Source organism: Corynebacterium riegelii, from assembly GCF_016728505.1.
GTDB lineage: Bacteria > Actinomycetota > Actinomycetes > Mycobacteriales > Mycobacteriaceae > Corynebacterium > Corynebacterium riegelii.
The window spans coordinates 1,252,612-1,265,593 of record NZ_CP068159.1 but is presented as its reverse complement, the minus strand read 5'-3'; the positions used below and the strand labels follow the sequence as shown (position 1 = coordinate 1,265,593).

Sequence of the window (12,982 nt, the reverse complement as noted above, 5' to 3'; positions counted from 1 at the left end):
GGAACGGGGTCACTTCCCATCATACAAGTGGCATTCGTCTCTCAGCCGTTGCTATGCCTCACAGATGGTCAGGCAGGCAGCAACATTGACGCCATGGGCCAGTAGCTTTTCGACGCTCGCCTGCAACGTCGCCCCCGTAGTCACCACATCATCAACCACAATGCATGGTGTAGCGGGGCCAAGAAACGGGGGTAGTGCAGCAAGCCGAACCGCTTTGGCAAGGTTCGCGCGGCGCGCTGTGGCGTCAAGTTCAGACTGGTCGGCCGCATGCGAATCAAGGTGCAACACGGGCGCAACGTTGCGCGAAGTTGCCACGCAGCACGCCTTGACCGGATCCCCACCGCGGGCACGCGCTGAGGACGCACGCGTAGGTGCGGGGACAAGCGCACAGCCGTACGGGATCTCGCCGCGTGCCTCCAGGAAGTCCAATGCGGATTCCACAACGGCTCCGACGTACGTGCGCACTGCGAGGTTGTTGCGCTCCTTCATGGCAATGATGACGCGGCGGTGCGCCCCGTCATACGGCCCCAGTGCAAACACCGGCACGTGCGGCGAGGTTGGCGGAAACACACGCTGAGGCGGCGCGGCCAGATCACGCTTGCACGTGGGGCACAGCAGATGGCCCGGCGCGCCACAGCCTGCGCAGTGTCGCGGCAAAACAAGCTCTGCAAGCTCAGTGAACAGTGTCATTTAGCGTGCCACGATCGGGATGGCGCGCACGCCCTGCAGGCCCGGAACTTCGCGCCACAGCGGGTTGTCCTCGCCTGCGTTGGGCAGTTGCAGGATGGCGTTTGCGTCGGTGACGTAGAGCATGTTCGGCGAGGCCGCCACGGCAACCACGGGCGCGGAGATGTTGCCCACGCTCAGTGTGGTGGCGGAGGATCCGTCCTGTTCCACGCGCAGCACCGGCGAGATGGAGCTTGAGGTGCCCACGATCAGTGAGCCGTCTGGCTGCCAGTCCGCAGCAACCACTGACCCGCCGAGTTCAGTGGCGTACTCCATGACGTTGACAATGGCGCGCTCGCCTGGTGATCGCCTGTCCACAATGCCGGTAAACAGCCTGCCGTCTACTACTAAGACGACGCGCGCGCCGGAGCGCGACAATCGCAGCACGGAGATGTTGCCGGAAATGCCTTCTGGCATCTGGATGGCAATCTGCTCAGTGGTGAACTCATTGGTTGCCGCGGAGCGCACCGTGCGTTGGATGTGCTGGCCGTCTGCCACCGTCCACACCGCATTGGCTTTGGATTCAAACGACGGACGCGTAAACGTCTCCGCCTCCATCAACTCAGTGTCGGCGCCGTCGAAGGAGCCAACGCGCAGCTTCGCTGGCTGGCCGGAGGCAGCAAACACGGCAGCCCACTTGCCAGCGGCGTTGATGTCTACGCTTTGAACAGTGCCTTCGCTGGATAGGGGGGAATCGATGAGGGAGGTCGACGCGGCGTCGACAAGCGAAATGCTCCCACCGGTCAACGAGTAAAGCCGCGATTCCCCTGCAGCCTGCACCACCGGGCTGAGTTCACTGAAATCATCCGTAGTCAGGTCCGTGGCCCCGCTGATCAACGGAGCACCGTCCGCGGTGATGCGGAAGGGGCCATTGATGCCTGCCGACGCCAACGTCCACACCACACCCGCCGCAAACCGCGCTCGGTCCTGATCATTTACCCCACCGAAACCGGAGAACCCGTACGCGCCGTCCTCCATGCCAAGGTAGGACGCGCCCGTGGGCGAAACAGTGGACACCGCAGGCTCAAGGCGTGTGGACGGGTCCTGCATCAACAACGAAATCAACGCGCTGGCCAGGGTCTCGCGCCGGGAGAACACCCACCGGCGATCAGTGACAAGTTCGCCACTGCGCTCATCAAAAAAGTACAGGTTAAACGGCTGGTACTGGTTGCGCAGCTCGGTGCGCTCCAACACCACACCCGCAGGCAGTGAGGCCACACGCCACTCACCACTGACCTGCTGCAGCTCAATCGTCGCCTCATAGGAGCCGCGCTCCGGGCGATACATGCCGCCGGCACCAAGCACACCGACCACGTTGCCGTGGACCGAAAAACTCCGACGATTCGGCGTGCTACCAGGCATGGTGGTCACGCCGATGCGATCCACCACCAGGGTCTCCTCCGTGGGGTCCCACGCTGCGGACGCCTGCGACGTCATAAACGCACGCGCCGCCTCATAATCCGATGTAGGAATAGCAGACGCCGCGTAGAAGTCACGCAACAGCAAGTCAGGCTCGCGGCCCTCCTCCGGGGCAATCACGGGCACTGCAGGCGCTTGCGGGTTGAAGGAGCGAAGCACGTGCGGACTTGACGTGGAAGGCAAACTTGCGCAGCTTGTCAGGCTCACCACCAAGGCTGTGGCTGTAAGGAGGGCTGGCAGCGGCTTGTGCAGGCGTTTACTCATGCGTTTACTCATGGTCCTCCACCTCCTCAGGTGCGGGCAGTTCAGCCACCGCACCCGGCGGGTTCAGCTCCACCGGCGCGTGCCGAAAACCTTCGTCCGGATGCCGCGGCAGCACCAGACGGAACTGGGAGCCAACGCCGGAAACGCCTGCGGCGTCGAGGATGCCGTGGTGCAACTGTGCGTCCTCACGCGCAATGGCAAGGCCTAAGCCCGTACCACCAGAGTGGCGCTTGCGGGACTTATCTGCACGCCAGAAGCGGTTAAACACCAACTCCTCCTGGCCAGGCTTCAACCCCACGCCACCATCAGTCACCGTCACAGCCACGGCCTCATCATTCTGTGCAAGCGCCACGTGCACCGGATTGCCCTCAGAATGATCAATGGCATTAGCAATCAGGTTGCGCACAATGCGCTCAATCCGGCGCGGATCACCCTCAATCTGCACCGGCGCATCCGGCAGATCAAAGCTCACCTCCACATCCAGCTCTTCTGCCAAGTGCTGCGTTTGCGCCCACGCCGACTCAATCGGGGCACGCACATCCATCATCGCGCTGGCCAAATCAGCCACGCCTGCGTCATGGCGCGAAATCTCCAACAAGTCCGTCAACAAGGCCTCAAAACGATCCAACTCACGGATCATCAACTCACTAGCTCGACGCTGCGCCGGCTCCAACGCGTCCTGATCAGAAGCAATCATGTCCGCAGCCATACGCACCGTGGTCAACGGCGTACGCAGCTCATGCGACACGTCGGAGGTGAACTGACGCTGCAGGTCACCGTACTCCTCCAGCTGATTAATCTGCCGGGAAAGCTTGTCCGCCATGTTGTTGAAGGACAAGGCCAACACCGCCATCTCGTCCTCCCCCTCAATCGGCATACGCTCACGCAAATGGCCTGCTGCGAACCGCTCCGCCGTCCTTGACGCCGAACGCACCGGCGCGACAATCTGCTGGGAAGCCAACCACGCAATACCCACCAACAACACAATGACAATCAGCGCGGCAGAGGCGAGCAAACCACGCATCAAGGCAAGCGTGGACGTTTCATTATCAATGTTGGTAACCAAATACAGCTGCAAGTTAGGCACATCCGCATCCGTTGGCGTGCCAATGATCAGCGCGTTGTACTGGCTTGAATCGGGCCGCTCAACCACCGCGAACTGGTACGCCACATTGCCCTGCTTGACGTACTCCACCAGCTGGTCAGGCACCCGATAATTCTCTGGCGAAGACGTCACCACCCCCAGCGAGGACTCCACCAGCAGCACCGGCTCATACACGTTGGCTACATCCGTGCTTTGCTGCGTACGCTGCGTCAAACTGGCACGCGTCGTGTTCAAGCGCGACTGCAACGACGCATTCGCACCGGTTGTTTCCAGCTGCTCCTCCACCAGCACGCGAGCGCGATCAATCTCCACATCCGCAGCATCAATCTTTGATTGCGCAATGCGCTGGGTCATCACCGTGGCCAAGGTAAACCCCAACACCAGCATCACCACGGTGGACACCAGAAGCACCGTGCCTACAAAGCGCACCTGAAGGGATGTGCGCCACGAATCGGCGACGTTCTCCCCTATCCGGCGCAACGGCCTTGGCGCTTTAGGCACCCTCAGTCTTACCCGTCTTGTAGCCCACGCCACGCACCGTCAAAATGATCTCCGGGTTCTCCGGATCATGCTCAATCTTGGAACGCAGACGCTGCACGTGCACATTCACCAAACGCGTATCAGACGCATTGTGGTAGCCCCACACGTTTTCCAACAGCTCTTCACCCGTATGCACCTGGTTGGGACGACGCGCCATCTCCAACAGCAGGTCAAACTCCAGCGGCGTGAGGTTAATCTCCTCGCCACCACGGGTGACCATGTGCTGCGGCACATCAATAGTCAGATCCCCAATGCTCAAGGTCTCACTCGGCTCATCATCCATGCGACGCAGACGCGCCCGGATACGGGCGACCAGCTCTTTCGGCTTAAACGGCTTCGTAATGTAATCATCCGCCCCGGACTCCAAGCCCAACACCACATCAACCGTGTCCGTCTTCGCGGTCAGCATGACAATCGGCACCGCGGATTCCTTGCGGATCTCACGGCAAATATCAATGCCATTAACCCCCGGCAACATCAGATCCAGCAGAATCAGGTCCGGGTTAGTGGAGCGGAACGTGGGCACCGCTGCAGCACCATCAGTTACTGATTCAGTGGCAAAGCCCTCCGCTTCCAACACGATAGTGAGCATTTCATTGATCGCGGGATCATCATCTACAACCAGGATCTTTGGCGGCATGGTGGCTCCTTAACTGCTTGGGCGACAGGCCTCAATAATACTGTTCGCGTCACTGGTAACCAGCCAGGGGCTTGCCCACTCACGCTTCGCCATCTCGGTATACGCCGTATAGGTGGCCACCTGCAGCAACCGGTCACGCTCATAACGATCACGCGTGCGGGAGTCATCTTCCGCCTCCCGCTTCTGGGCGCGCTGACCAGCAAGCTCCGGATCCGTGGGCACTAGTACCTGCAAGTCCGGGCGCGGCAAGCCAAGACGCTCAAACTCCAGCGCCTCAACCCAGCCAAGCGCGGTCTCATCACCGGTACGCGCCCAGGTGTACGCCGCGTTGGACGCCGCATACCTATCTAAAAGCAGCACCTTGTCCGGGTTGCCTGCATACTCCTGCAGCATATCCATCGCACCATGCCTGTCTAAGGCAAACATGGCGGCCATGGCGTAGGCGGAGTCCGTCATGTCCCCCATCTTGCCGTGCAGGGCTGCCTGCGCCAGCTGGGCTGCAGCGGAATCTTCATAGCGCGGAAACGCTAGCGTTGCAGCGTCAACTTCCTTCAGTACGGCGCTGACCAAGGTGTTCTTGCCCGCGCCGTCAATACCTTCAACTGCGATGATCATTGAGTATCAGTTACGTGTTTCCCTCTTATGACAGTGCTTCGACGAACTGGTCCACGTCCGCCTCAGTGTCACCATCTTCAGCTGCTGCCTCAAGCAGTGCCGCGGCGGCTTCAGCGATCTGCTCACTGATCTCACCCGGGTTGGAACGGATAAACGGGTACGACTCCGCGATATCGCCCGCGGAAAACGGTGCGCCCGACCAAATGGCAGCAATGGTTGCAGCTGCGCGACCATTGGCAATCTCTTCGTCCGAAGCCCCGGCACCATTTGCCAGCAACACGGCGTCCGAGACAGCCTCAAGAATCTCTTCCGGCTCAAGTTCTACCAGTTCATCGAGAAAATCTGCGTTCGTCTCGTCGGAAAAAATCTCGCGATCCCACGTGCTCATCTGCTTGTCCTTTCTATATGCGGTATCTACGCCACAGCCCTGCGTTCTTCCCGCCACGGTAGTGCATGTTGTCCACTGATTATGTTATAAACAGGTCACACAGTCGCCGTTATCAATTCGTAACCCCAGGGAGTCCCCATGAACCGGAACCAACGCAGCGTGGGTGTGTTCATGGCCGCTGGGCTAGCCGCAGCCCTCATAGTTGGTCTTGCGGTTTGGAGCGCCTCTACCCCGGGACGCCCAGTAACGGCAGGCTACACCGGCGACACAACTGCTTCGCCGCAGACCGCCGGGACGCTTTTGGGCGGCAGCACGACGTCTTCGGTGGCCACACCACCGCGTATCACCCCGTTCCAGCGCCCGAAGAACCGTGGGAACGCTCAAGCGGGACAGGTGCCAGGATCCCCCAACTGGGGCGGAACCGAAGGCCACTTCGTCCAGGCAGCGCCAGCTCCTCGCGGGTACCGGATGGAAGATGACCCGCTGGCGCCCCCGCACGCCGTGATTGGCACTCGCGCATCCGGGGTGCCCACCGCGCACTACCGCCCCACCAACGTGAACGTGGCCCCGCCAGCGGAGCACAACGATCTCCCTTCGGAGACGTACCTGGCCGCGCCACCAGCACCAGTTGAGCCTGCACCGCCGGCCGAGCCGGCGCCGCAACCCGAACCTGGCGAGCCCGCGGCTCCGCCGAAGCCGGACGCTACTGAGCCTTCAGCACCCAATGGCGCTGTGCCACCGGCTACCGGCGAGCCCACCACCCCTACGGACCCCACCGAGCCCACAGAGCCGAGCGAGCCAACGGAGCCAAGCGAGCCCACTGAGCCAACTGAGCCGACAGGGCCGACTCAACCCACCGACCCAACGGTTCCGACGGACACCCCGGACTCCACCGAAGCTCCTGCTGAGTCGACTACACCCACAACTCCGGAAGCGAGCAAAGCCCCGGAGATCATCACGCCTCACACCGGTACAGAGACGCCTACCAGCGCGGCGGCGGCCAGCGAAAACTAAGCGAGCAACTTAGGCGCGGACGAAGAACACCTCTGCGCCGTCATCGTCCTGCGCAACAACAGACACTGGCGCCTCTGACGCAGGAATCCACGCCCCCTGCCCCGGGCCCACAACGCAGTCCCCGTTGGTGATGTGGCCGGAGGTGATGAGGAGGATCGCTGGGCCGTCGATAAGCAAGCTGAGCTCCTCGCCCTTTGCCAGCGTGTGTTTGCTCACCTCGAACTCGTTGACCGGCAGTTCGTACTCAACTACCCCGTCGGTCTCACGCACAGGCACGCGCAGGTGTCCCGTGGGAGTGAAATCCAACACGCGCACTAGCTCAGGCACATCAACGTGCTTAGAGGTCAACCCGCCGCGCAGCACGTTGTCAGAGTTGGCCATCACCTCCACACCCAGGCCAGAGAGGTAGGCGTGCGGCTGTCCAGCGGCTAGGTACAGCGCCTCACCGGGAGCAAGCGTGGTCAAGTTCAGCATCAGTGCCACCAGCGGGCCCTCATCGCTTGGGTAACGCTTCGCCAGCGCCAGGAACGTTTCGGCGGCGTCCCTGATCCACTCGGGCGCATCCCCGATGTTTTCGGCGGCGGCAACGACATCCGCCAACAGGCTCTTGCGCAGCGGCCCCGGCAGGGAAATCAACGTAGTAAACACAGCGCGGACGCTCGCTGTGGGCTCCGCATCTACAAGCATGGCGCTGTAGCGAGCCAACCCGCCGTCAGGCCCGTCCAAGGCATCAAACAGCTCACGGGTCTGCGCCACCGGACGGAAGCCCGCCAGGGCGCGAAACGGCGTCAACGCAACGATGATCTCCGGCTTCGGGTTGGCATCCTTGTAGTTTCGGCGCGGATCATCCAACGCAAGCCCAAGCGCGTTTTCGCGGGCAAAGCCCGCCGCCGCCTGGTCCCGTGACGGGTGTGCCTGGATGGATAGCGGCTCGCCTGCGGCCAACAGTTTGACCAAAAACGGCAGCTGGCCGTCAAACGCTTTCTCCACGCGCTGCCCCAGCGCCGCCGAAGGGTCCGCACTGATCACCTTGTCCAACGGCTCACCGTTGATTGACGACGGCGCCGCCGGGTGCGCACCAAACCACAACTCCGCCTCCGGGGTCGGCGCGGGTGAGGTGGTACCCCGCAACTGTGCCAGCAGGGTACGAGAGCCCCACGGGTAGGTGCGTAGCGCAGCCTCAAGGTTGTGCATCGAATACGGCTCCTTCAGATAAAAGACCGACCGACAACGCTACCAGTTAGCCACGAATGACGGCCAAGATCTCCGCAACCAGCGCCTCAACCTCAGCTTCCGTGGGTGCTTCCACGTTCAGGCGAAGCAGCGGTTCCGTGTTAGAGGCGCGCACGTTAAACCACGCACCGGAATCCAGGCTCACGCTCACCCCGTCCAGGTGGTCCACCTCCGTCGTGCGATCCGCAAACGCCTCCACAACGCGCTGAGTAGTGGCCTCTTGGTCGGCCACCTCAGAGTTGATCTCACCGGAGGCGCAGTAGCGCTCAAACTGGGCCATGAGCTCGGAGAGCGGCTTGTCACTTTCCGCAAGTGCTGCCAGCACGTGCAGTGCGGCAACCAGGCCGGAATCCGCGTTAAAGAACTCACGGAAGTAGTAGTGTGCGGAGTGCTCGCCCCCAAACAGCGCCCCGCGCGAAGCCATCTCCGCCTTGATGTAGGAGTGCCCCACACGGGTGCGCACTGCGGTACCGCTGGCTTCTTGGATCATCTCGGGCACAGCGCGCGAGGTGATCAGGTTGTGAATAATGGTCGCCCCCGGGTGCTTGGCCAGGGTCCTAGTGGCAATCAGCGCCGTAATCGCAGACGGTGAGACCGGCTCGCCGCGCTCATCTACCACGAAGCAGCGGTCAGCATCCCCGTCAAAGGCAAGACCAATGTCTGCCCCCTGCTCTACGGTGAACTTCTGCAAATCCACCAGGTTCTTTGGGTCCAAGGGGTTGGCCTCATGGTTGGGGAAGGTCCCGTCCAGCTCAAAGTAGAGCGGGCGAATATCCATATCCCCCAGCACCGCCGGCACAGTCAGCCCAGCCATGCCGTTTGCCGCATCCACAGCCACAGTCAGGTTGCCACTCACCGGAACCAAGTCCCGCAGGAACTCGGCATAAGCATCCAGGACATCTTGCTTATCGACGCCCCCGCGTGCCCCCTCATACGCCCCCACCCCATCAACCAGCATCTGGGTGATCTGGCCAAGGCCCGTGTCCGTGGACACCGGGGTTGCGCCTGTACGGCACAGTTTGATGCCGTTGTAGCGTGCCGGGTTGTGGGAGGCGGTAAACATCGCACCTGCGCAGCCGAGCGTGCCTGCGGCAAAGTACAGCTCATCCGTAGACGTCAAACCAAGCAGGGTCACGTCCAAGCCTTGGGCGTTGACACCTTCTGCAAACGCCTCAGCGAGCTCTGGTGAAGACGGACGCATGTCATAGCCCACCGCGACACGGGTCTCCCCTTCACCGCGCAGGATATGTGCGAATGCGGCGCCGATGTTGCGCACCAAATCTGCGTCGATGGTCTCGCCGACCACGCCGCGGATGTCGTAGGCCTTGATTACTTGCGCGAGTTGCTCGCTGGAATACACCATGCGAGAAGTCTAAACCCTAGGGCTTTGAGAGGTTTTTAGGGATCAGGCACCACACGCAGGTGGGAACGGCGCGCTTCACGCTCAGCCGCTGCCTGTTCCTCGATCCGCTTCGTGCGGTGTACCGGGTGGTTGGAAGTCTCCGGGTCATTGAAGTCACGTGAGGCCGGGTACTCAATTGGATCCTGGGAAGTGTCCACCAATCCGGTAGTCACGCGGCCGGCCTCACGCACGGCCTCGGCAAGTGCGGTGAGGTCCGCCTCATCCATGTTGTCGAGCTCTTCATCCGTAATGTCAATCTGCTCAACGCGCACCATCTCCCACCCCACGGGTGCGGTGATGTGGGCGGAGTGGCGCTCACACAGGTCCCATGCGTGCGGATCCGGCACCGGCGCTAGTGGCCCGATGACTGCAGTGGATTCCGCGTAGGCGTAGACGAGAGTGGCCACGGCTGGGCGGCCGCAGCCCGGACGGCAGCAACGACGGAAAGTACTCACGGGGGCCAAGTCTAAACCCCTACTTGAGTAATCGGTAGCATGCGCGCGGCGCGCCACCCGTCTTTCACCGCGAAGGCCCATACGATAAGTGTCCATGACCACCCGTAACAGCCCTTCCCACCTGCGCCCAGGCCGCGACCGGCATGGCCGTGGCGTGCGCGGGCCGGTGTTGCCGGTGGGTGTGCCGCGCTACCGTAGCCGATCGCAGGCATTTGATCAGCTGGTGCTGGAAATGTACGCGCCGCTGCACAATGCCTACTTTGATCAGCTCAGCGGGGTTGATCTTGCGGTAGACACCATCCCGCGCATGCGCCTGCGTGCGGATATGACGGTACTGCCGGATGAGATTGTGGCCGATGGGCCTGTTCCTTTGGGGCGCGTCCTTGAAGCCGGCGTGGACCGCGACGGGAACCCAACGCGGGCGCGTTTTGTTATCTTCCGTCGTCCCATTGAGCAGCGCACAACCGGCACTGAGGAACGCTCAGAGTTAATTACGTGGGTACTCACCGCACTGGTGGCGTACTACCTCAACTTGGATCCACGCGACGTGGACCCAGATTTCCCCTGGTAAATTAGCCGATCTGCTTCTTCAGGCGGCGGCGCTCACGGTCGGACAGGCCACCCCAAATACCAAAGCGCTCATCATGCTCGAGTGCGTACTCTAGGCACTCATCACGCACTGCGCAGGCCTTACAAATACGCTTCGCCTCGCGGGTCGATCCACCTTTTTCAGGAAAGAACGCTTCCGGATCGGTCTGTGCGCAGAGCGCTTGGTCCTGCCATTCTTGCTCGACGGTGCCAAACAACTCATCCAGAGTCATGCCTCCGACATCTGCCATATCGTCCACGCCCTCCCTTCTTTTCCGTCTGTCGCGGGGAAGTGGATTACACGAATGCGATTCAACACCGCTGCACTAAATAGCCGCAACCTCGCTCCGTAGATTTCGCCAGATTCCGAGGGTTTCTAAGGGTTCACCCAGTCAACCAGTCACACCAGTCACACCAGTTACATACGTTCAGAGACGGGGGTAATGTCAGGGGGTACTACATGTAGTAGGTGGGGCCCATTTCTATAACAAGCTGGCCGATCCGGCGTGTCGCTTACGCATCTGGAGAAAAACGCACTCCCGAGTCCGGAATCTCCACACCCGGCCAGACACGCATGCCACCTTTGAGCTCACAACGTGCGCCGATGCGGGCGCCTTCGCCGACCACGCAGCCGTCGATACGCGTATTCGCCCCAATGGTCGCACCGGAAGCGATGATGGAGTCCTGCACGGTGGCGCCGGGTTCGATGGTGACGCCGTCGAAGATCACGCAGCCGTCGATACGCGAACCAGCCCCAATGACCGAACCGCGACCAACCGCAGAACCACCGACCAGAATGACCCCTCCAGCAACACCCGCCGACGGGTCCACCAGCGCTTCCCCCGTGCGGCCTTCCAGAAGCGGCGACGGCGCAATGCCACGCACCAAATCCGACGAACCCTGCACAAAATCGCTCGGTCGACCCATATCGCGCCAATACGAAGAATCCACATGCCCCAACACATTGGCACCGGCCGAGAGCAGATTCGGGAACACCTCACGCTCCACGCTGACCACACGACCAGCCGGGATCTGCTCAATCACCTCGCGCTTAAACACGTAACACCCAGCATTGATCTGATCAGTCGGCGGGTCTTCCGTCTTCTCCAAAAAGGCAAGAACACGGCCGTGCTCATCCGTTGGCACAGAACCAAACGCGCGAGGATCCGGCACGCGAACCAGATGCAACGTCACATCCGCATTGCCCTTTTCATGCGTGCACAGGATCGCCCCCAGATCCGCACCAGAGAGCACATCGCCGTTAAACACCATCACCGTGTCAGAACGCAGCTTCGGCAACACATTGCGAATCGCCCCGCCGGTACCCAGCGCCTCTTCTTCAACCACGTACTCAATTTCCAGACCGAAATCCGAGCCGTCCCCGAAGTACTGCTCAAACACCTCAGCGCGATACGAGGTGCCCAACACCACATGCCGCATACCTGCGGCAGCAATGCGCGCCAGCAAATGCTGCAGGAACGGATAGCCCGCAGTTTGCAGCATCGGCTTCGGCGTGGACACCGTCAGCGGCCGCAGCCGTGTCCCCTGCCCACCGACCAAGATGACGGCATCTGCATCAACTGCACTACGCATTGCGACTTCCCTCCAAACGTTTCACAGCCCCACGCACCTTCAACCCTGCCCACAACACACCACGCAGCGGCGCCTGCCACCACTTGGCGTGGCGGTCACGCTGGAACCTGTAGGCCGACTCATGGTGCGCCGGCACCGTGACACGGTTGTACTTGCCCGCCACATGCCCCTGATCATGGAAGATGACCGAGGACGGGCAGTACAGGTTGTCCCACCCGGCGCGGCTGAGCCGATCACCAAAGTCAATGTCTTCGAAATACATGAAGTAGCGCTCATCAAAACCGCCGATGGCGTCGAACGCCTCCCACCGCACAAGCAGGCATGCGCCGGAAAGCCAGCCGGCGGTACGCCGCGTGTCCATATCCGCACCTTTTTTATAGGAGGCGGTGAAAGGGTTGTTCGGCCAAACGTCTCCAAGCAACGCATGCCCCATGCCATTGATCAGCCCCGGCACCTGACGCGCAGACGGGTACGCGGACCCATCTGCCTCCTCAATGCGCGGCCCCACCGCACCGGCCCGCGGGGCGGACTGTGCACACTGCATGAGCTTGTCCACGCTGCCCGGGGCAAACTGCACGTCTGGGTTCACCACCAGGAAGTACTCCTGATTGATCTCGCCTTTATTTTTGCGCGGCCGCAGGTGTTCTACCGCTGCGTTGATTGCCGCGCCGTAGCCGATGTTGCCGCCCGTTGGGAAAAACTCCACGTTGTCATGCTCCCGCGCAGCCTGTTCGGGTGCGCCGTCACGTGAGCCGTTATCTGCGCACACCAGCCAGGTGGGCAGGTCCGTGGACTGCGGCAGCGAGGCAAGTAGCTCCTGCAGGTGTCGTCCTGGCGAATAGGTCACCGCGATGACAGCCAGGGGGCGCGCGCCGGCGTCAGCGGATGCGCCGTTTGCCGTTTTCTTCTCAATGCTCACAATGGCAGCCAGCTTACCCAGCGCTTCGTGCCCGATTGGGCAGGCGCGCGCACTATACTTGCCCGCTGTGACAGACAACCC

Annotated in this window: 14 protein-coding genes; 2 read left to right on the top strand and 12 right to left on the bottom strand. The window is 61.6% G+C overall.

Annotated features, from left to right (window positions below):
- Nucleotides 1–51: 51 nt before the first annotated feature.
- From I6I71_RS05860 to I6I71_RS05835, 6 genes are read right to left on the bottom strand one after another with little or no spacing between them, the layout of a single operon-like run.
- The gene (locus tag I6I71_RS05860) at nucleotides 52–690 is read right to left on the bottom strand and encodes a ComF family protein (protein WP_070493277.1); all 639 of its coding nucleotides are present in this window, start codon (nucleotides 688–690) and stop codon (nucleotides 52–54) included.
- Nucleotides 691–2,421, bottom strand: coding sequence for an LpqB family beta-propeller domain-containing protein (locus I6I71_RS05855; RefSeq protein ID WP_201819317.1), 1,731 nt, complete (start codon nucleotides 2,419–2,421; stop codon nucleotides 691–693).
- Nucleotides 2,414–3,985, bottom strand: coding sequence for an MtrAB system histidine kinase MtrB (gene mtrB / locus I6I71_RS05850; protein ID WP_236587438.1), 1,572 nt, complete (start codon nucleotides 3,983–3,985; stop codon nucleotides 2,414–2,416). Before mtrB ends, I6I71_RS05855 begins: the two co-directional genes overlap by 8 nt.
- A gap of 22 nt (nucleotides 3,986–4,007) precedes the next feature.
- Complete coding sequence (mtrA, locus tag I6I71_RS05845; RefSeq protein WP_201819314.1) at nucleotides 4,008–4,694, bottom strand: MtrAB system response regulator MtrA; 687 nt, start codon at nucleotides 4,692–4,694, stop codon at nucleotides 4,008–4,010.
- 9 nt (nucleotides 4,695–4,703) lie between these two features.
- Nucleotides 4,704–5,309: a dTMP kinase gene (locus I6I71_RS05840; protein ID WP_070493289.1), complete on the bottom strand. Its 606-nt coding sequence runs from the start codon at nucleotides 5,307–5,309 to the stop codon at nucleotides 4,704–4,706.
- Between the two features lie 25 nt (nucleotides 5,310–5,334).
- Nucleotides 5,335–5,697: a DUF4259 domain-containing protein gene (locus tag I6I71_RS05835; protein ID WP_070493291.1), complete on the bottom strand. Its 363-nt coding sequence runs from the start codon at nucleotides 5,695–5,697 to the stop codon at nucleotides 5,335–5,337.
- Nucleotides 5,698–5,835: 138 nt separating this feature from the next.
- Here I6I71_RS05835 and I6I71_RS05830 point away from each other — a divergent pair, with 138 nt between their 5' ends.
- Nucleotides 5,836–6,711 (top strand): hypothetical protein, encoded by an 876-nt coding sequence (locus I6I71_RS05830; RefSeq protein ID WP_201823028.1) that lies wholly within the window; start codon nucleotides 5,836–5,838, stop codon nucleotides 6,709–6,711.
- A 9-nt stretch (nucleotides 6,712–6,720) separates the two neighbouring features.
- Here the strand turns inward: I6I71_RS05830 and manA are convergent, their stop codons facing one another.
- Genes manA through I6I71_RS05815 form a run of 3 tightly spaced genes read right to left on the bottom strand, consistent with a single transcriptional unit; the run spans nucleotide 6,721 to nucleotide 9,801 of the window.
- Nucleotides 6,721–7,905: a mannose-6-phosphate isomerase, class I gene (gene manA, locus I6I71_RS05825; protein ID WP_201823026.1), complete on the bottom strand. Its 1,185-nt coding sequence runs from the start codon at nucleotides 7,903–7,905 to the stop codon at nucleotides 6,721–6,723.
- Between the two features lie 46 nt (nucleotides 7,906–7,951).
- A complete protein-coding gene (locus tag I6I71_RS05820) occupies nucleotides 7,952–9,307 on the bottom strand; it encodes a phosphomannomutase/phosphoglucomutase (protein WP_201823024.1) in 1,356 nt (451 codons plus the stop codon).
- A gap of 35 nt (nucleotides 9,308–9,342) precedes the next feature.
- The gene (locus tag I6I71_RS05815; RefSeq protein ID WP_236587426.1) at nucleotides 9,343–9,801 is read right to left on the bottom strand and encodes a DUF3499 domain-containing protein; all 459 of its coding nucleotides are present in this window, start codon (nucleotides 9,799–9,801) and stop codon (nucleotides 9,343–9,345) included.
- Nucleotides 9,802–9,895: 94 nt separating this feature from the next.
- On the opposite strand from I6I71_RS05815, the gene I6I71_RS05810 reads away from it, so the two are divergent.
- Complete coding sequence (locus tag I6I71_RS05810; protein WP_201823021.1) at nucleotides 9,896–10,372, top strand: metallopeptidase family protein; 477 nt, start codon at nucleotides 9,896–9,898, stop codon at nucleotides 10,370–10,372.
- Between the two features lies 1 nt (nucleotide 10,373).
- Here I6I71_RS05810 and I6I71_RS05805 read toward each other — a convergent pair whose 3' ends face one another.
- The 3 genes from I6I71_RS05805 to I6I71_RS05795 form a co-directional block, all read right to left on the bottom strand.
- Nucleotides 10,374–10,640, bottom strand: a complete 267-nt coding sequence (locus I6I71_RS05805) for a WhiB family transcriptional regulator (protein WP_101734012.1) — start codon at nucleotides 10,638–10,640, stop codon at nucleotides 10,374–10,376.
- A gap of 262 nt (nucleotides 10,641–10,902) precedes the next feature.
- A complete protein-coding gene (gene manB / locus I6I71_RS05800; RefSeq protein WP_201823019.1) occupies nucleotides 10,903–11,982 on the bottom strand; it encodes a mannose-1-phosphate guanylyltransferase in 1,080 nt (359 codons plus the stop codon).
- Nucleotides 11,975–12,901: a glycosyltransferase family 2 protein gene (locus tag I6I71_RS05795; protein WP_236587425.1), complete on the bottom strand. Its 927-nt coding sequence runs from the start codon at nucleotides 12,899–12,901 to the stop codon at nucleotides 11,975–11,977. The genes manB and I6I71_RS05795 overlap by 8 nt, the downstream gene beginning before the upstream one ends.
- Nucleotides 12,902–12,982: the final 81 nt, after the last annotated feature.